Origin of the sequence: Cytobacillus oceanisediminis (assembly GCF_007830235.1) — a bacterium.
Lineage (GTDB): Bacteria > Bacillota > Bacilli > Bacillales > Cytobacillaceae > Cytobacillus > Cytobacillus oceanisediminis.
Genome location: NZ_VLKI01000004.1, coordinates 181,402 through 200,426, shown reverse-complemented (window position 1 = coordinate 200,426; position 19,025 = coordinate 181,402). Strand labels below are relative to the sequence as shown.

Below are 19,025 nucleotides of genomic sequence, written 5' to 3'. Positions count from 1 at the left end.
ATCATCAGTCCAATGCCTTTATATTTTCTGAATATAATTAATCTTATGTGTTCTAATGAATGTTTGTCAATTAATTTTTACCAGTTTTTAACAAGTTAGATTGTTAGAATGGTAATACAGTAAAGCATTTTAACTCTTCTTCATAATAAAAAGAGCTGGTACTCATGCCAGCTCTTCTCTCCCCATTATTATTCTTTGTTTTCTATCCTTTGCCTTCTCAAAGCATGCTTTAATGTACTGTAAGTATCTATGCCTGTAAAGTCCAAGCCCAACTGGATGGAAGTCTGGGCAACTTCAGGGCGAATGCCGGAAATGGTTGACTTTACACCCAGCAGCTTTAACCCTATTGTCAGTGAAAATATTTGGTGGGCAACCATCGTATCAATAATGGCAACACCCGATAAATCGATAAAAAGGTGTTCTATGTTTTCCTTTGCACATTTTTGCGGGATTTGCTCCAAAAGCAATTGTGCACGCTCCGTATCAATATTGCCGATCAATGGCAGAACAGCAGTTGAATCTTTAACAGGAATAACTGGAGATCCAAGTTCGTTGATCAAATTTTGCTGTGCTATAAGCCTTCTATTTGTAAGGTTATAGTACTTCTCCGTAAACTTATTAATTAACTTATCGAATGCTGTATTAATGATGGAACTCCACTTCAAGATATCGTCTGTTGAAATTTCATCCTGATTTTCCTTTATAAACTTCTCAACAAAATGCCAAAATGTTTCTCTTACATTGCTTAAAGCTTCAAGGACTTCATAAATAGGCGTATCCGATTCAATTCTGCTTTCCGCTACTGTGCTGGCCCACCTCTCCATGTTTTCGGCGAATTGCTTCTCGTCTTCCAGCAGAGCAGTGGAAACGGTATAGTTAGTAAAAGCGTTTTGTTCGCGCAGCAATTTCTCGTAAGCTGGATCTGCATCGGCTGAGTAAATGGAATCTTCCTGTTTTTCTCTCATTGAAAGCCACTTGTCAGTAATGTTTTTTGAATTGGCTTGAATAAAATCAAATAGTCTTCTGTATTTTAAATCCATAATTTCACCTTGTCTTTCCATTTGTAAAGATATTGGTAATTTCATTGTAAAATGAATGGGTTTTAAATTGAAAGCAATACACCTTATGCCACATATCTTATCTTTCCAAACCAGCTGAACGTTTATATCTTTTTTCTTTGAGGATTACCTATCTTGTTCAATAAAGATAACCCCTCCATTACAAATTTTGATGCTTTTCCGCTATACTGAGTAAGGATAGAAAAGGATTGCGGTCTTGCCGTAATCGAAAGGAGTTACGATGAAATCACTAGTTCTTGCAGAAAAGCCCAGTGTTGCACGTGAAATTGCAAGGGTGCTGGGCTGCCGGCAATCACATAAAAGCTATATAGAAGGCGACAAATATGTCGTTACTTGGGCGCTGGGACATCTAATCGAATTAAAGATGCCCGAACACTATGACAGCAAATATAAAACATGGAAGCTGGAGGACCTGCCTATCATCCCTGATCAAATGGGGCTGAAGGTGATGAAACAGACAAGCCACCAGTATAAAGCAATTGAAAACCTGGCAAAGCGTACGAATATCAATGAGGTCATTATTGCTACGGATGCCGGCCGCGAAGGTGAGCTTGTCGCACGCTGGATACTGGAAAAAATCCGCTGGCGCAAACCAATCAAACGATTATGGATTTCCTCTGTTACAGACCGTGCTATCCGGGATGGATTTAAAAATCTGAAGCCGGGGAAACAATTCGACGATCTATATGAATCCGCAGTCTGCCGGGCGGAAGCCGATTGGCTCATTGGCTTAAATGTAACAAGAGCACTGACCACCAAATATAAGGACCCTCTTTCCGCAGGAAGGGTGCAGACACCGACTCTGGCGCTTATTATGGAAAGGGAAAAAACCATTCAAAAGTTTGTTCCTAAAGAGTACTGGACCATTCGTGCCCAGGTAGGGCCTCTTCAGGCTGATTGGGAAAAGAACGGTGAAAAACGCGTTTTTTCAAAAGAAACAGCTGATGAAATTGTCTCTAAAACAAAAGGGCAAAAAGCCATTATCCAATCTATAAACCGGAAGGAAAAAACGGAGCCGCAGCCGCTTCCTTATGATTTGACCGAGCTGCAGCGTGATGCTAATAAACGTTTTGGCTTTTCGGCCAAGAAAACATCAAATGTGCTGCAGAAGCTTTATGAACAGCATAAGCTTGTCACATATCCGAGAACAGATTCCCGCTATTTGACAAAGGATATGGAAGCAACCATGATTGACCGCCTCCATGGCATTGCCGCTTCCTATAAGGACGAAGTGCGGCAGATCCTGGCAAATCAGGGGAATGTACTGGCGAAGCGGGTCTTTAACAATGAAAAGGTCACTGACCACCATGCCATAATCCCAACGGAGGAACGTGTCCATCTTGGTGATTTGTCCACGGATGAGCGCAAGCTGTATGAATTAATCTTGCGCAGATTCCTGGCACTATTCCATAACCCATATAAGTATGAAAGCATCCATGCCGTTATTGACATAAACGGCGAAACCTTTACAGCCAGAGAAACGGCAGTTATCGATTTGGGTTATCGCAAGGTTGAACGGAATACCGATGAAGAAATAGGAAAGCAAAGCCTTAAAAACATCTCAAAAGGGCAATCCTTTACGGTTCAATCAACAGAGGCAGATGCCAAGCTGACCGAACCGCCGCTCCGTTATTCTGAAGCGGATATTTTGACCCAAATGGAAAAATACAGCCTTGGAACACCCGCCACAAGAGCAGAAATTATTGAACGCTTGCTTGAGACGGAAGCAGTGGAACGGCAAAATGGCCGCCTTCATCCAACCAAAAAGGGCAAGCAGCTCATGGACCTTGTAAATAATGATTTAAAGTCGCCTGAACTGACTGCCAAATGGGAACAGGATTTAGAAAAAATTGCACGAGGAAAAGCAGACCCAAAAGAATTCCTGCAGAACATCCGCAAGCAGACAAGGACATTGGTATCCGAGATTAAAAAGAGCGATAAGTCTTATCGTGCCCATAATCTGACAGGCTCGAAATGCCCCGAATGTGATTCCTTCCTGAAAGAGAGGAACACAAAGGATGGGAAAATACTGGTCTGTTCAAATCTGGAGTGCAGTTTCCGTAAGCGGAAAGATCCGAAGCTTTCGAACCGCCGCTGCCCTCAATGCCGCAAGAAAATGGAAATCCACCAGGGCAAAGCAGGTGCATACTTCCAATGCCGCCCATGCAACGTCGTTGAAAAAGCCCAGGACAAGAAAAAAGCAGTCAATAAACGCGAAGAACGAAAACTTGTCCAAAAATATACCCAAAAGGAAGACTCCTTTGGAACAAGCCTTGGCGATTTGCTTAAGGCTGCGATGGAAGATAAGGATTAAAGCTTTGCCCCCGGCTGATGCCGGGGGTTTTATTTTTTGATCCCCGATAACTGTTTAGCTTCGGCTCTCCTAGACTATACGTACTTCCCTCCAACGCACCGCCGATCAGCTAGAGCTTTTCTAAGAATATTGAGCTCGTCCTCTCCATAGCATGTACTAACACTGAAAGGAGAGTGACACAATGTTAACGAGAATGGCAGACCGTTTTTCAAAGCTCGTAGAGAAATATCTTCCGGATGCTTTTGTCATCGCTGTATTGATGACACTATTTGTCTTTATCCTTGGGCTTTTCATGAAGCCATCCGAGCCTGTGGAGTTGTTTAAATCCTTTGGTGACGGTTTCTGGGTGTATCTCGCTTTTACTATGCAAATGGTCCTCCTGCTGATGACCGGAATGGCGCTTGCTTCAGTCCCAACAGTCGAGCGAATCCTTGAAAACCTGGCATCCAAAGCACAGACTGCTAACCAGGCTTACGTACTGACTTTTCTTATTTCTTCTGCCGCTTACTATATTAACTGGGGACTTGCCGTTGTAGTTGGAGCCATTATTGCCCGTGAAGTCGGCAAAAGGAATCAGAATGCACACTTTCCCCTTTTAATTGCGGCAGCATATGCGCCTACTGTTTTATACACAGCTGGTTTATCCAGCTCTATTGGGCTTACTGTAGCGACTGAAGGACATTTTCTGGAGAAAGTGGCTGGAGTGATCCCTACTTCAGAGACGATTTTTCATCCAGGCACCATCACTATTCTGGTTGCTCTTTTAATTACCATTCCGATCTTCATTGTATTGATGGCACCTAAAAAAGGGATTATATCCTATACTCCTCCGACGAATTCCAAAAAGGCAGCTGAACAGGAGGAAAACTCGAATGACACACCTGCAGGAAAGCTGGAAAGCACTCCTTTTCTAGGAATAGCTATTGGGTTAATAGGCCTCATTTATATTGTTTTTGAATTTGTAAATGGGCGTAACCTGGATTTAAATCTTATTAATATTGCTTTTCTCTCACTTGGGCTGATTCTTCATAAATCACTGATCCAATATGCAAAGGCCTTTAAAGAAGCAGCTTCTGCCATTTCGCCTATTATTCTGCAATTTCCTTTTTATGCCGGCATCATTGCCGTTCTTGGAAGCTCTGGACTTGCAGAATCTATTATTAACGGAATGACATCAATAGCCAGCAAAGAGACTTTTGATATTTTCACTTATTGGACAGCTGGCTTCGTTAATATTCTTGCTCCTTCAGGCGGAGGGCAATGGGCTTTGCAGGGGCCGCTTCAAGTACCTGCCGGCCTTCAGTTGGGAGTGGATCCAGCGGTTACAGCTATGGCTGTCGGCTGGGGTGATGCCTGGACTAACTTAATCCAGCCTTTCTGGGCACTGCCAATTTTAAGTGTCGTCGGCCTTCATATCCGCCATATTATGGGCTACTGCATCTTATTAGGCATTTGGGTTGGATTCATTACAACAATTCTTATGTTTTTTGTTTATTAATGTGAAAAGGCCAAATCCAATGCGATTTTTGGCTTTTTTCATAGATAAAAACATCTTGTATTTTGTTCAAACTTGGTATTATGATAGCGCTATTCTGATAATCGAAGTCGGGGAAACAGCATGAGAATAAGAGATTGGGATAAGAATTTAAAGGTGAGACTATTTGGGGAAGCGCTAATGAATATTACGTTTTGGATGTTCTTCCCGTTTTAACGATTTATTTTGCGGATGAATTCGGAAAAGACAAAGCCGGGTTATTGCTTATTTTTTCGCAGGTTTTTTCTGTGCTGGCCAACTTAATGGGAGGCTATTGTGCGGAACGATTCGGGCGAAAGAGAATGATGGATCTAGCAGCCTTTGGGCAGGGAGTATCCTTTTTAGTTTTTTGCCTCCGCGAGTTCTCCCTGGCTGAATTCTCCTGTACTTGGCTTTGTCTGCTTTGCTCTAGTGGGTGTCTTCAGTTCATTTTATTGGCCAGCAAGCCAGGCGATGGTGAGGGGCCAATATTTTGCTGCAGCCTCCCTCCGATTTACCATCGGGAAGACCATTGCTCCTATATCCATTCCGCTAACGGTCTGGATCGGATTTGGACATTTATCATCCTGGCTTTACTAGCCGTATTAAGTTTATTCTTATATTGGCTGATGTTTGCACCTCCCGAAAGGAGCAGTACAATTAATGCTAAAAAGGAATCTGTATAAGGTTCCTTTTTTATTTGCTTTCTCCATCCCGGGATGGAGAAAGCAGGTTCTCGGGCATGATTTTTAGGTCAATATGTTTCTTTTTCCGAATAGAAAAGCTACAATTGATAATGAAGATTCTGACAAAGGAGAATACATAATGAGCAACTTTCAAAACAATTTAGAAAAGTACGCTGAGCTGGCTGTTAAGGTTGGCGTGAATGTCCAGAAGGGCCAGACGCTTGTTGTTAACACTACGCTTGATGCTGCAGAGTTTGTCCGTGTGGTTGTAAAAAAAGCTTATGAAGCAGGTGCACACAATGTTGTTGTGAACTGGAGCGACGACACGGTTACACGCACAAAGTATGATTTAGCCCCGGATGACGCTTTCACAGAGTACCCGGAATGGCGTGCCAAGGAAGTAGAAGATTTGGCTGAAAAGGGGGCGGCATTTATGTCCATTGTTTCAGCAAGCCCTGATTTGCTGAAAGGCGTAAAATCAGAACGGATCGCCAGCTTCCAAAAGGCTGCAGGAACGGCGCTTGCGAAATACCGCAAGTTTATTCAATCCGATAAAGTCAGCTGGACTGTAATTGCTGCGCCATCCCCAGCATGGGCAAATATGGTATTTCCTGACGCACCTGCAGAATCAAAAGTGGAAATGCTTTGGGATGCTATTTTTAAAGCAACTCGAACTGATCTGGACAATCCGGTTGAAGCTTGGAAAAAGCACGATGAAACACTTCATGAAAAAGTGGACTATCTGAACAGTAAGCGTTATAAGAAGCTTCGCTACAAAGCTCCTGGAACTGACCTTACAATTGAGCTGCCAAAAGGTCACTTATGGGTTGGAGCGGGCAGTGTAAATGAACAGGGACATGAATTCATGGCAAACATGCCTACGGAAGAAGTTTTCACCGTTCCTTATAAAACTGGTGTTAACGGCACAGTTTCCAGCACAAAGCCATTAAGCTATGGCGGAAACATCATCGACAACTTCAGCCTGACATTTGAAAATGGACGCATTGTGGATGTAAAAGCAGAAGAAGGCGAAGAAATTCTTAAGCAGCTTGTTGAAACTGATGAAGGCTCGCACTACCTTGGTGAAGTAGCCCTTGTTCCTTACAACTCGCCAATTTCCCAGTCAAACCTGCTTTTCTATAACACTTTATTTGATGAAAATGCCTCCAACCACCTGGCAATCGGCAGTGCTTATGCATTCTGTATTGAAGGCGGAAAGAAAATGTCCAGCGAGGAGCTGGCGGAAAACGGACTGAACGAAAGCTTAACACATGTTGACTTCATGATTGGCTCAAGCGAAATGGACATTGATGGCATCACAGGGGATGGCAATGCTGAACCAGTATTCCGCAAAGGCGATTGGGCTTTTTAAGTAATAAAATAGGGTATCATTTCTTTAAAAAATCATGCGAATTATTCCGCATGATTTTTTGTTGATTTAGTTAAGTATATTTTGCTGACCTGGTCCTCTTCATCAGAAAAAACTTCGATGGAGTACTTATCAGCCGTGTACACCGAAATGGTTCCACCTGAATTCGGCTCATCAAACACTTCGGCTGGATTTCCAAATAGGGTCTTTATCTCATCGATCGTGGTTCTCATCCGCTGACCAGGGATGGAGATAGCTGTTACATTACCGGTTTCACGTTCAAAGTAATAGGTAATATCAGGGTACCTTACATACGGGCTATTATCTTCGGGATTCTTTTCTATAAAGTCCGGCTCTGATTTTATAATTTCGGTTATATTTGTGCCAATTGGATAAGGACTACCAAGCGGAATCCCTTGTTTTGCTTTTTCAATTACATCACTGCTAAGTTCAAGATTCTTAAATGGATAATAGTAGGCTTCATCTTCTATCCATTGATTCATCCAGCTGGCATTATTATTCTCGCTCTCTAGCTCTTCACGATCGTGAAGAGTCAGGGAAAGGGTTTCCTCGTTAAAAAGCCATGTTGAAAAAACCAATTTATCTTGTTTGCTTTGGGCAGTTTGGATAAACTTCTGGTTTACTCTCTTTATTTTCGCCAGTGAAGAAGTGATTACTTCCTTCTCAGAACTAATCTCGATTATTTCGCCATCTTTAATTGCCAATAAATGGCCCTTGGCTCCGTCCTTACCTTTCGGCTGAAAAACTGAAATGATTGTCTTGTTTCTCATTTTTAATGTATACGCTTGTTCCTTCGAAGGGTTAAAAACCATTTCGCCATTTTCACTAAGGACATCCTGTTTAAAAGCGACGTCAGATTCCTTTTCTGCCAAATAGACCGAGTAATGCCCTCTATAATAGGAATCACCTTTTTTGCCTTTTTGGCTGTCTTCCTCCAGGATTGTATTACTTTCATTTTCTGCAAAAAGATATACGATATATTTTTGTTTTCCATCAGCAGCTTCAAATTGGTATAAAGACTCATTATTAAGCCAAGCAGTATCTTTTTTCTCTTTCCCTTCTGTTTTCACAGCAGGAAATTTATTTTCTGCCTCAACTTTATCTTCTTTTTTAAAAGTAACATCCTCTGTATTTAATGAAGCATTGGTTTCACTTGAGCAGCCTGCTATTACAGACGATAACATGACCATCGATATGATATATATAAAATTTTTCATTGTAATCTCCCTAATGTTTTAAAAACATTTCCATTTAAAGTCAAATGTTACAAAAACTTTGCCTTTAACCTACTAAGTGTAACAAATAGAGATCGTTTCTACAAATCTACCAATATGCTCATTTTTTTATAAAAACAAGTATTTCCTTTCATATCCTCTGTTTAAGGCAATTCTCCTGCTTCAATCAAACGTTTGATTGAAGAGGGTTCCGGCCAAGTATAACAAAAAATCCAGCCTTAAAAGCAAAGCAGGCTCCAGTTATAACGGAGCCTGCTTTTTTACATTTCAGCAGCTGCTGACGATGGTTTTTCGGTAAAAAGGCTCACTGCTACATAAGTTAGCAGTGATAATACAATAGGCAAAACAACTGTATTCATGCCCAGCGCATTGGGATAAAAGGTATGAAAGAGGATATAGGAGCCTGTTCCAGTAAGCATGGAGGCTACTGCGCCGAACTTATTCCCTTTTCTCCAGTACAGGCCGAGCACAACCGGCCAAATGAAGGCTGCTTCAAGTCCCCCAAATGAGAATAGGTTCAGCCAAATCAGCAGGTCAGGCGGACTGAGGGCCATTAGAAATACCAGAACGCCTAAGAGAGCGGTAACACTAAAGCTCATTTTTTTAATTGTGTTTTCACTGGCATCAGGCTTTATGTAATTGATATACACATCTTTTACTATGGCTGAACTGACAAGCAGAAGCAAGGAATCAACGGTTGACATGATAGCCGCCATCGGAGCAGCCAGTACAATTCCAGCCAGCCAGGGAGGAAGCACTTCCATTGCAATCATCGGCATTACTTTATCCCCAACTTCAATCCCCGGAAGAATCGGACGGGCGAATACACCGATTAAATGCATGCCAAGCATGATAGAGCCAACCACCACGGTTCCAATAATAATCGCCCGGTGCATGGCTTTTGCATTTTTATAAGACATGGCTCTCACTGCAACCTGCGGAAGACCAACCACACCAACTCCCACCAATATCCAGAAAGATGAAACATATAAAGGCGTGAGCCCGCCATCAAAGCCATACGGAGTAATAAGATTTGGATTCTCTGCCGAGAGGTCACTGATTATATTGGATATTCCTCCACCTGCCACAATGACAGCAATTAGAAGGATCAAGGTTCCGATAAACATAATTGCTCCCTGGACAGCATCGGTCACCGCTACAGCACGGAAGCCTCCAATAACCACATAAACCATTACAGAAGCTGCAAAAATAAACAATGCGGAAATATAACTTAACCCTGTTAATGACTCAATTAATCTTGCACCACCAACCCATTGAGCCGCCATTGCGGAAAACAGGAAAATAATGATGCTGAGAGCTGAAAGCCAGACTACCCATTTGCTGTTATATCTTTCTTTCAGGAAATCTATGAGCGTGACCGCATTGTACTTCCTCGCTGTGATTGCGAATTTCTTACCAAGAACCATAAGAACGAAGTAGCCTGTAACCACCTGTGACATGGCAAGCAATACCCAGCCAAGCCCCTGTGTATAAGCTACCCCGGGACCTCCAATAAAACTGCTGGCACTTCCGTACGTAGCAATCATCGTCATTGCCAGGATGAACCCGCCCAGCTGCCTTCCGCCCAGGAAGTAATCCTGAAGAAATGAATTCCCTGATTGCATTTGCCTGCTGGACCAAAAGCCAATAAGAAATATAATGACTAAAAAGATGAGAAGAGGAGCCACGACTTCCCAGTTCATTCGGAATCTCCCCCTTCCGATCGATCTTCAAAAGGAACTTCTTTAAAAAGGAATCTAACGGCTGCAGTTACCAGCACCACCATAATAAGAAAGCCCGCTACACAGCTATAGAAAAACCATGCCGGCAATCCAAAGATGTATGTATATTCCTCTGCAGGGCCCGAGCCCATTCCATAGGCAAACCCATACCACCATATAAAATTAAAAAGAACGAGTCCAATTCCGATCCATGCCTCTTTTTCAGCAATTTTAAAGCGAGGATCTTTTTTATGTCTATCTATCTTCATCTTTTCCCCCTTCAGTGCTTTCTTTTAGTATGTATTAATTGGAAGGTATTCTTCCATTCGGTTTTAAGAAAAAATACAGAATATTCCCTAAACATAATCCCATTTATATTATTTTTGTGCAACAAAAAAAAGCAGATTGCTCTGCTTTTTTGATACTATTTTAAAAATAGATTTAATGCAAGCTTATGCCGCAGCATTTGCTTCAGCACCAGTACGTTCCTTTTTCGCCATTTTAACAAATAAATAGACTAACGGTGTATCAGCAACCGCTACGATAAATTTAAAGATATACTGAGTGGCGGCCATTCCGATTAAAACCCCAAGCGGCATTGTGCCATAGAAAGCAATCAGAATAAACACAGTCGTGTCAATCAGCTGGCTCGAAGCTGTTGATAGGTTGTTGCGGATCCACAGTTTTTTGCTGCCGTGCTTTTCTTTCAATTTGTGAAAAACAAACACATCAAGATTTTGGCTTACCAGGTAAGATATCAGGCTGGCAATGGTTACCCGGAAGCTGCCGCTTAGAATCGTTTCAAACTCGGCTTGTGCACCGAAAAACGGCGCTGATGGAAGATGGATGGCTGCGAAAATAAAGACCGCTGCAAGCAGCTGGGTCACAAAACCGGCAAATACCGTTTTGCGGGCTGCTTCTTTACCATAAACCTCACCGATAATATCTGTAATCGGATACGTAAACACATAAACGATTACAGCAGCAGGCAGGATCGCCCAGCTTCCGATGCTGAACAATTTAACAGCCAGGATATTTGATAATATAAGCAGCCCTGCAAAGGCTGCATTTAAATATAAAAGCAAAGATATTCTCCTCTCACATTAACGATTGTCAATGGTCTCCGGATAGAGATCATGGTTCATTAAGCGGTAATCCGCCATTTTTTCATATTTCGTTCCCGGCTTGCCATAGTTGCAATAAGGGTCAATCGAAATCCCGCCTCTTGGCGTAAACTTGCCCCATACCTCAATATAGCGCGGATCCATCAGTTCGATTAAGTCGTTCATAATGATATTCATGCAATCCTCATGGAAATCGCCATGGTTTCTGAAGCTAAAAAGATATAGCTTCAAGGACTTGCTTTCTACCATTTTTTGATCTGGAATATAGCTGATATAGATGGTCGCAAAATCAGGCTGCCCCGTTTTCGGGCATAGACTCGTAAACTCGGGGCAATTGAATTTTACAAAATAATCGCGGTTTGGATGCTTATTATCAAATGCCTCCAAAATCTCAGGCGAATACTCAAAAAGATACTTCGTGCCCTGATTTCCCAATAAAGTAATATCCGTTAATTCCTCATCTTTTCTTCCTGACATAAAAAAAGCCTCCCTTTATATGATCCCGCAGCATCCAAGAGAAGTCCAAAAACATAGCCTAAAAAAACAAAAAACCATATCCTCTCTAGGATATGGTTGATTTTTGTATAATCAAAGCCATAGTTTTTTATAGAGGGTGAAGCTATGAACCTCTCCCGTTGATACGGGAATATTCTAAATGTAATTGTCATAGTTACTATAGAGAAAAAGCTTGTTTCTGTCAACGGATATTTTAGGAAAGGCCCGGGCTTTTACTGTTAGAGGCTCTCTTCATTTTAATGCTGCCGCATCTAGTCTTCCCCTTTCCCTTCATAGTATAATAACGGTAATTTGTACAGAAAGGTGATATGGAATTTTATGTGGAATGAATTTAAAAAGTTTGCACTAAAAGGAAATGTGCTGGATTTGGCTGTGGGGGTTGTCATTGGGGCTGCATTCGGAAAAATTGTTTCTTCCCTCGTTGATGATATTATCATGCCGCTCGTCGGACTGCTTATGGGTGGAGTAGACTTCACAAACCTAATGGTAAAAGTTGGGGGAGCCGAAGTAATGTACGGTTTATTCCTGCAAAATGTCGTGGATTTTCTGATCGTTGCATTTTCTATCTTTATGTTTGTGAGAATTATCAACAAACGCTTCAAAAAGAAAGAAGAAGCCAAGCCTGCACCTGTTGTGGATAAAAATGTGGAGCTTTTAACAGAAATCAGGGATTTATTAAAAACCAAATAAAATCGTGAAACCTTATAGGCAGACTTACCGTATATACATATATAAAAATAATCTTAGAGGAGAAATGAAAAAATGTATGTACAGCACACCGCAAACAGCAATAGCTACTTGCCATCGGTACTAAGGGCATTTGCATTCTCACTTGGAATTGCTTTTATCGGGACGATGGCTGGCGTTTTTGTTCCGCCTGCATTGTTTCTGCCGTTAGTTATTCTTGAAGTCGGAATGCTGCTTTTTGCTTTTCTGCTTCGCCGTAAAAAGGCAATTGGCTACACGTTCCTCTATGTTTTTACGTTTATATCAGGGGTGACAACTTATCCAATCGTTGCGCATTACCTTGCTGCCATTGGGCCGAATCCTGTTCTGGTTGCTCTTGCAACTACCACGGTTGTTTTTACAGGCCTGGCAGTCTACGCGACAACAACTAAGCGTGATTTATCATTCCTTGGCGGTATACTTATGGCTGCATTGCTTGCACTTATTGCGATCTCGATTTTTAACATCTTTTGGCCGTTAAGCTCTGCCGGAATGCTGGCATTTTCCTTCATTGGAGTGCTTGTTTTCAGCGGATATGTCCTATTCGATTTCAACCGCATGAAGCATTATGGTGTTTCAGCTGAAGAAGTGCCTTTGATGGCTCTAAATCTATATCTTGATTTTATCAATCTGTTTATCAATATCCTGCGTATTTTCGGGATTTTGGGAAGCAGGGACTAAAAAAAAGCAGGGCCGTTCCTGCTTTTTTCTTTTGGCGCAGAGCATTATTTCTGTAATCCTTTGTAAAGGTCCGTTATGATCAAAAGTATCTATGGGCCATAAAACGATGCCCAAATGGAAAGATAGTGTGGAAGCATATTGATGAATCACCTGAAAATCATGCAAAATTGATGATGTTTTAAAGCAAATGGATGAAATAAAAGCCTAAAAGGCAGCCTGGTTATTTTGCTGCCTTCCCTTTTGTCATCTCCCAAACTTCCCTCAAGACCGGCATTTCTTCCATTTCTTCTTCTGTCACAAGCTCCCATTGGATGCCGTCGGGCTTGGGATAAGGGGTATTCGTTTGAATCAGTTCCTTTTCGGTTGCAATCCAGTCCACAGTTAAATCATAAGGATCTCTTGGTATATCTGCATCGGTTACCTGGGCGCTATTAACCGTTCCAATCACAGGGATTGGAGGATTGCCAAGCTCCCTGATAATGGCATATTCCCGGTCAGCATACCCCTCGCCCTTCCCAACTCGCCTTCCATCCCTATGGAGCCCCACCGATCCTGCAAAAAATAAATCGATCACAGGAAGTTCAGTAAGAGGAATTTCTTTTCCATATGAATGGATATGCTTAAGGCTCGCGGCTTTTCGTTCATCACCTGCAGGAACCCATTCAGGTTTTACCATAATAAAGCCTGCTTTCAGCCTTGGAGTCGGAACCAGCAATGTCTTACCGTCTTTTAAAATTTGTGTACGGATCGGCAGCTGCGGACTGTCAGGATTCACTTTTATTACCTTTGCTTCTTTGTATTCGGGCATATTAAAAATAAATTGTGCCGCCATTTCCGCACCTTTGAAATTGGGAATTCTATTTTTCAGTGGAAAAGGAAAACGTCCGAGCTTATTTTCCTCAAGATAATTCCATATGTATTCACGGATTTCTTTCTTTGTATTCAAAGCATTCACTCCCTTCCCTTTTATTTTATCCATCTTATATAAAACTGAATAGAAAAAGGGTTTTCCAATTACCACATTTTTCTTTTAAAAAAAATGTTTTGGGACGGGCTATCGTGGTAAACAGATAATGCAAGGCCAATAACAAAACGGAAGGGACTGGTTCACGATGAAAAGCGTAACAGCGACTTCAAGGTTCGTCATTGGCATTGCAAGAAACCAGGGAGGATTTGCAGATCGTTCGAAAGGCACTCTCGTCTATAACCGATATATTTAAAATCGGTTTGATTATGCAAATCGTAATTCCTTAGGTTGTCCGTCATCGGACTTAAAAAAGGTGCAGACCAATCGGTTTGCATCTTTTTTAATGGTTTAAGTTCAACGGAGCCTCTAGTAAATGGAAGTTTAGAATATTGCCAGAACGGATATCTATTAAGAAAACTCGTTAGGAGGAAAAGACCATGAATGAACAAGAACACGTAATCAAACAAGATGGCGAATTGGATACAGGTAATGTAAAAAAGGCAATGGGCCGAATCTCAGATGAAAGAGCTGAAGATATTTTAAGCAGCTTTGATGAGTTTAAGAGCTATCTAAGCGAAAGAATCGAACTAGGCAAGAAGCTGGGCCTAAATGAAGAACAGCTTGCGGTTACAGCTGAAAAGGTTGCTGCTTACCTTGCAGAAAATGTAGAGCCAAAAAATCGTGAAGAACAGCTGCTGAAAGAATTGTGGAAGGCTGGAGATGAAGAAGAAAGGCATAAGCTGGCGCATATGCTCGTCCGCCTGACTGAACAGGGTTAATTAATAAACGGCCGGAATCGTCTGCTATTGACTGTTCCGGCTTTTTTATTGCTTAAGTTCTTTATAATGATGGATAAATTGACTTGGCTCTGATTTTACATGAAAGGAATACAGTCCCCGGTTTGTATGAAGATAAAGGAATCCGAGTTCCGAATTGGACGCCCTATAGGACATATCCCATACTTCATCAAGCAGAAATTTTTCCGATGGCGAAATGATATGATCCTCATACAGATGAAGATGGTGCTCCTGTTCAATATACTGCTGCTGATTCCAGTCGATCGTACGGCTGACAACAACAAAAGGATGGGAAGCAATGATTCTCACAAGAACCTCCATTTATGAAAAGTTATGCTTCCATTGAAACATAATGAAGAATCAGATTCAAACTATGCGTGTTTAGCCTGTGTATTCTTCCCGTAAAATCGCATAATAAGTTAAATCTACCGGCTTCCCGTCTCTTACTGCATGCTGGCGCAATACTCCTTCATGCTTCATTCCTGCCTTCTCCATAATCCTCCAGGATCCTGGATTATCGGTAAAAGCAAGCGCATAGATCCGGTTATGTTTCATTTCTTCAAAACCGTATTTAATAACAGCCGTAGCCGCCTCTGTTCCATAACCTTTACCCCAGTACGGCTTGCCGATCCAATAGCCGATTTCTGCTCTTCTGCTTGCATTTGGACCTGAAATATTAATCAGCCCTATTAAGCTATTATTGTCTTTTAGAGTGATGGCAAAAATAGCAATCTTTCCTTTCTTCTCGGCTTCCAGAATACTTGTAATAAATTCCTGCGCTCCACCTTTAGGATAGGGATGCGGGATATTTAAAGTGGTTTTTGCCACATCATAATCGCTCGCATACTCTTCTACCTTTTCTGCATCATCAAGTGTAAGCTTTCGAAGAATAATGTGGTTAGCCTCGAGGGTTTTCATGTTTTTAGCCTCCTTTTTTAAAGTATCCTCAGTAATTCTCTATCGAAACTCAATTTCCTTTATATTAAGCTTTACACCGGCAGCTTTTCATATCTGAAGTTAATATCAAACACGTTTCTGACTTTATCTTGCATATTTAAGAGTTTATCTAGCAAATCTGTGAATTTATCTAGCAGTATTTCATTTTTATCTAGCATGTTCCAAAATTTATCTAGCATTTCACACAATCTAAAAAGGCACACCCTTAGATGTGTGCCTCTCTATATACCAAAACTTATTCCAGTACATTTACTCAACTGTTACCGCAAGCTTTTTTATTAAAAGAGAAGGCGACCCGATATAGCCTGATGCCATAAATCCCATGGAGAATTCCAAATCAGATCCGATGGCTTCGATATTATTCAGCAGCTCATAGAAATTGCCGGCAATGGTCATTTGATTGATAGCGTTTTTAATTTTTCCGTCTTTGACGAAATACCCGTTTGCTGCTATAGAGAAGTCCCCTGATACGGTATTCGCTCCCGAGTGGAGTCCGGACAGTTCGGTAATGACGATTCCCTCAGAAATGGATGACACTATTTCATGATAGCTTTTATCAGATGGAACAACATGGAGATTAGTTGGAGCTACCGTTAACGCTCCCTTATAGGAGGCTTTATAGGCATTTCCTGTCGATTCCACTCCTTCTTTTTGCGCTGTTTTACGGTTATGCATCAGCGAAACGAGCTTGCCGCTTTTGACAATATCCTTTTTAACTGTTGCAACACCCTCGCTATCAAAGCTTGAACTGAGCAGCCCTTCTTCCAAAAATGGATCGTCTACAATACTCAATGACGGGACCGAAATCGCTTCGCCTGTTTTTCCGTTTAAGGCTGATTGCCCTTTTTGTGTATTTTCTGCTGAAAAAATAGGGGTGAATGTTTGCAATAATGCACTCGCTGCATCGTTCCTTAACAGAACTGGGTAGTTTTTGCTTTCAGCACTTTGAGCATCTAGCTGCGACAAGGCTTCTTCCACTGCATGTTTTGCGATTTCTTCAGGTTTTAAGATCGAGAAGTTTCTTGTAAACTTCGAGTACTCTCCATTTTTCACTTGATCACCCTGCTTAACGATGACCGATACATAAATACCCACATGATTCTTTTTTTCGCGGAGGTTGAGGCCTTTGCTGTTCATAATGGCTCTTTTTGTTTCACCGCTGCTCAGCATAAAATAATCAGTTCCTGTTACTCGTTCATCATACGCATAGATATGCTTTTCAATTTCCTTAAGCAAATTAATTTTTTCGTGAATCGATACGTCCGCTAAATTAGTTGAATAGAAGTTTCCTTCTTCATACTTTTCGCTGCCGGCAAAAATCTCTTCCTGCACTTCATCCTCTATGAATTGGGCGTTTTCCTTGGCGTTTTCAATTAGAAAAGAAAGTGATTCTTCATCAAGCTTTTCCGTAAATGCATAGCCCATTTTGCCTTCGTAAAGCCCTCGGAAGGAGGTTCCGAATACTTCGGAAGTGTCATAGGAATCGATTTTCCCTTTATATAGCTCACAGGCAAACTTCTCTTCCCTCTCATAATAAAGCTCCATATCGGTAAAACCATGCTGCTCCCCCAAATGAAAAAGCTTTTCCTTAAATTCCTGCAAATTCATTCTATTCGTCCCCCTTTCTGCCGCCAACGGTCATTTCGCTCACACGGATTATCGGCTGGCCGACGTTCACAGGAATGCTGCCGCTTTGAGACCCGCACATTCCGGCACCATGATCCAGATTATTCCCTACCATATCTACAAGCTGAAGAGTCTTAGGGCCATTTCCGATTAATGTGGCACCTTTTAGCGGTTTGCCGATTTTCCCATTCTTCACAAGATAAGCTTCCATCACGGCGAAATTGTAATCGCCGGTTGTTGTATTCACCTGGCCTCCTCCCATATATTTCGTATATATGCCTTGCTCTGTGTTCGAAATTATCTCTTCGGGAGTGGATTTGCCATTGGCAATATACGTATTGGTCATCCTGGAAGTCGGTGCAAAACGGTAGGATTGCCTTCTGCCTGAGCCGGTTGACTCCATGCCCATTCTCCGCCCGTTAAATTTATCAATCAAGTAACCTTTTAAAATGCCGTTTTCAATCAGAACATTTTTGCGTGCTTTTTCGCCCTCATCATCAATTGTGATGGAGCCCCACTCATTGGCGATTGTGCCGTCATCAATATATGTAACGACATCCGAAGCCACTTTTTCCCCAATACGGTTGGCAAAAACAGAATTCTCTTTCGCGACAGATGTGGCTTCAAGTCCATGTCCGCATGCCTCGTGGAAAATAACACCGCCGAATTCATTATCAATGATGACAGGGAATTTCCCGCTTGGGCATGGATCTGCACCTAGCATCGTAACTGCAATGCGGGAAGCTTCATTTGCATAATGCTCAAGGTTCAGGTTTTCCATAAACTCAAAGCCTTTATGGGCCCCAGGTCCGTAAAATCCCGGCTGCATCTGGTTGCCGTCCACTGCAATCGATTGAATCGCAAGGCGGCTGCGCACTCTGCGGTCTTCTACAAACTTGCCTTCCGAGTTGGCGATCAGTACATTCTGCTCTTCATCCAAATACCTTACAGTAACCTGCTGGATGCTGTTATGATAGTTTTTCGCAATTTCGTAAGCCCTTTTCATAATATCCACTTTGCGGAACTTCTCAACTTCCCTCGGATTTAACGAGATCGGATGTGCTGCAGGAATGATTTCCTTTTGCAGCTGGGATGGCTTCATCATCGTGTTTCCTTTGATTGCCTGCGCAGCATTGCCCGCTGCTTTTAGCAAACCTTCCTTTGTCCCATCCGTTGTATAAGCATAAACGCTCTGAAGGCCTTTAAACACGCGTATGCCAATACCATAATCACGGCCTGATAAACTGCTCTCAATTTTCCCGCCCTGCAATGCAAGGTTATTGGTAAAGCGATCCTCGACGAAAACTTCCGCAAAATCCCCGCCAGTGGCCAGGGCCGCCGCAATGACATCTTCAATAATAGATTGTGAAAGCATGAAAAAACCCCCTTCTTCTTTCTAACTTTTCAAACTATTCTAATCATACCGTACTAATATTTATTTTAGTATGCTTTTTTCCTTTTTTGACCAATAGGAAGAATGATTGTTCCTCGGTCTGGAGACTTAAATGGAAATGAATGATGGGCTTTTGGCAGGTTTTGTTCATCTATTTGCAGAATATCACAATCTATTTGCAGGTTAGGCCGTTCTATTTGCAGGTTAGGCCATTCTATTTGCAGGTTTCATTCTCCTATTTGCAAAGTTCACAATTCCCTGGCAGACATAAAAAAGGCGCCTATCCAAGGCACCTTTTCT

17 protein-coding genes, 1 pseudogene and 1 riboswitch are annotated in these 19,025 nt (G+C 41.9%); of the genes and pseudogenes, 7 read left to right on the top strand and 11 right to left on the bottom strand.

What is annotated here, in order from left to right:
* Nucleotides 1-188 precede the first annotated feature (188 nt).
* Nucleotides 189-1,040 carry an STAS domain-containing protein gene (locus IQ19_RS09590; RefSeq protein WP_144542207.1) on the bottom strand — a complete coding sequence of 284 codons (852 nt, stop codon included), beginning with the start codon at nucleotides 1,038-1,040 and terminating at the stop codon, nucleotides 189-191.
* 259 nt (nucleotides 1,041-1,299) lie between these two features.
* Between IQ19_RS09590 and IQ19_RS09585 the strand changes: the two genes are divergently transcribed.
* From IQ19_RS09585 to IQ19_RS09570, 4 genes and pseudogenes are all read left to right on the top strand, one after another.
* On the top strand, nucleotides 1,300-3,393 hold the full coding sequence (locus IQ19_RS09585) for a DNA topoisomerase III (protein WP_144542206.1): 2,094 nt from the start codon (nucleotides 1,300-1,302) through the stop codon (nucleotides 3,391-3,393).
* Between the two features lie 181 nt (nucleotides 3,394-3,574).
* Nucleotides 3,575-4,891 carry a short-chain fatty acid transporter gene (locus IQ19_RS09580; RefSeq protein ID WP_144542205.1) on the top strand — a complete coding sequence of 439 codons (1,317 nt, stop codon included), beginning with the start codon at nucleotides 3,575-3,577 and terminating at the stop codon, nucleotides 4,889-4,891.
* A 120-nt stretch (nucleotides 4,892-5,011) separates the two neighbouring features.
* Nucleotides 5,012-5,446, top strand: a pseudogene (locus IQ19_RS28450) (MFS transporter); the annotation flags it as partial.
* A 285-nt stretch (nucleotides 5,447-5,731) separates the two neighbouring features.
* On the top strand, nucleotides 5,732-6,964 hold the full coding sequence (locus IQ19_RS09570) for an aminopeptidase (RefSeq protein ID WP_144542204.1): 1,233 nt from the start codon (nucleotides 5,732-5,734) through the stop codon (nucleotides 6,962-6,964).
* A gap of 41 nt (nucleotides 6,965-7,005) precedes the next feature.
* Here IQ19_RS09570 and IQ19_RS09565 read toward each other — a convergent pair whose 3' ends face one another.
* The 5 genes from IQ19_RS09565 to queF all read right to left on the bottom strand — a co-directional run bounded on the left by IQ19_RS09565 (nucleotide 7,006) and on the right by queF (nucleotide 11,539).
* Nucleotides 7,006-8,199, bottom strand: coding sequence for a hypothetical protein (locus tag IQ19_RS09565; RefSeq protein ID WP_144542203.1), 1,194 nt, complete (start codon nucleotides 8,197-8,199; stop codon nucleotides 7,006-7,008).
* Nucleotides 8,200-8,477: 278 nt separating this feature from the next.
* On the bottom strand, nucleotides 8,478-9,920 hold the full coding sequence (panF, locus tag IQ19_RS09560; protein ID WP_144542202.1) for a sodium/pantothenate symporter: 1,443 nt from the start codon (nucleotides 9,918-9,920) through the stop codon (nucleotides 8,478-8,480).
* Nucleotides 9,917-10,207: a YhdT family protein gene (locus IQ19_RS09555; RefSeq protein ID WP_144542201.1), complete on the bottom strand. Its 291-nt coding sequence runs from the start codon at nucleotides 10,205-10,207 to the stop codon at nucleotides 9,917-9,919. Before IQ19_RS09555 ends, panF begins: the two co-directional genes overlap by 4 nt.
* 183 nt (nucleotides 10,208-10,390) lie before the next feature.
* A complete protein-coding gene (locus IQ19_RS09550; RefSeq protein WP_144542200.1) occupies nucleotides 10,391-11,023 on the bottom strand; it encodes a queuosine precursor transporter in 633 nt (210 codons plus the stop codon).
* Nucleotides 11,024-11,041: 18 nt separating this feature from the next.
* Complete coding sequence (gene queF, locus IQ19_RS09545) at nucleotides 11,042-11,539, bottom strand: preQ(1) synthase (RefSeq protein ID WP_026584082.1); 498 nt, start codon at nucleotides 11,537-11,539, stop codon at nucleotides 11,042-11,044.
* 113 nt (nucleotides 11,540-11,652) lie between these two features.
* A riboswitch (PreQ1 riboswitch) is annotated at nucleotides 11,653-11,698 on the bottom strand.
* 198 nt (nucleotides 11,699-11,896) lie between these two features.
* Between queF and mscL the strand changes: the two genes are divergently transcribed.
* Complete coding sequence (mscL, locus tag IQ19_RS09540; RefSeq protein ID WP_144542199.1) at nucleotides 11,897-12,268, top strand: large conductance mechanosensitive channel protein MscL; 372 nt, start codon at nucleotides 11,897-11,899, stop codon at nucleotides 12,266-12,268.
* Nucleotides 12,269-12,340: 72 nt separating this feature from the next.
* Nucleotides 12,341-12,985 carry a Bax inhibitor-1/YccA family protein gene (locus IQ19_RS09535; RefSeq protein ID WP_144542198.1) on the top strand — a complete coding sequence of 215 codons (645 nt, stop codon included), beginning with the start codon at nucleotides 12,341-12,343 and terminating at the stop codon, nucleotides 12,983-12,985.
* Between the two features lie 220 nt (nucleotides 12,986-13,205).
* On the opposite strand, the gene IQ19_RS09530 is transcribed toward IQ19_RS09535, so the two are convergent.
* A complete protein-coding gene (locus IQ19_RS09530; RefSeq protein WP_144542197.1) occupies nucleotides 13,206-13,931 on the bottom strand; it encodes a 5-formyltetrahydrofolate cyclo-ligase in 726 nt (241 codons plus the stop codon).
* 458 nt (nucleotides 13,932-14,389) lie between these two features.
* On the opposite strand from IQ19_RS09530, the gene IQ19_RS09525 reads away from it, so the two are divergent.
* Nucleotides 14,390-14,731, top strand: a complete 342-nt coding sequence (locus tag IQ19_RS09525; RefSeq protein ID WP_144542196.1) for a DUF3243 domain-containing protein — start codon at nucleotides 14,390-14,392, stop codon at nucleotides 14,729-14,731.
* 45 nt (nucleotides 14,732-14,776) lie between these two features.
* Here the strand turns inward: IQ19_RS09525 and IQ19_RS09520 are convergent, their stop codons facing one another.
* The 4 genes from IQ19_RS09520 to IQ19_RS09505 all read right to left on the bottom strand — a co-directional run bounded on the left by IQ19_RS09520 (nucleotide 14,777) and on the right by IQ19_RS09505 (nucleotide 18,707).
* Nucleotides 14,777-15,058 (bottom strand): hypothetical protein, encoded by a 282-nt coding sequence (locus IQ19_RS09520; protein ID WP_144542195.1) that lies wholly within the window; start codon nucleotides 15,056-15,058, stop codon nucleotides 14,777-14,779.
* A 72-nt stretch (nucleotides 15,059-15,130) separates the two neighbouring features.
* Nucleotides 15,131-15,667 carry a GNAT family N-acetyltransferase gene (locus IQ19_RS09515; RefSeq protein WP_144542194.1) on the bottom strand — a complete coding sequence of 179 codons (537 nt, stop codon included), beginning with the start codon at nucleotides 15,665-15,667 and terminating at the stop codon, nucleotides 15,131-15,133.
* Between the two features lie 288 nt (nucleotides 15,668-15,955).
* Nucleotides 15,956-17,314: a TldD/PmbA family protein gene (locus tag IQ19_RS09510; protein ID WP_144542193.1), complete on the bottom strand. Its 1,359-nt coding sequence runs from the start codon at nucleotides 17,312-17,314 to the stop codon at nucleotides 15,956-15,958.
* 1 nt (nucleotide 17,315) lies between these two features.
* On the bottom strand, nucleotides 17,316-18,707 hold the full coding sequence (locus IQ19_RS09505; protein ID WP_144542192.1) for a TldD/PmbA family protein: 1,392 nt from the start codon (nucleotides 18,705-18,707) through the stop codon (nucleotides 17,316-17,318).
* Nucleotides 18,708-19,025: the final 318 nt, after the last annotated feature.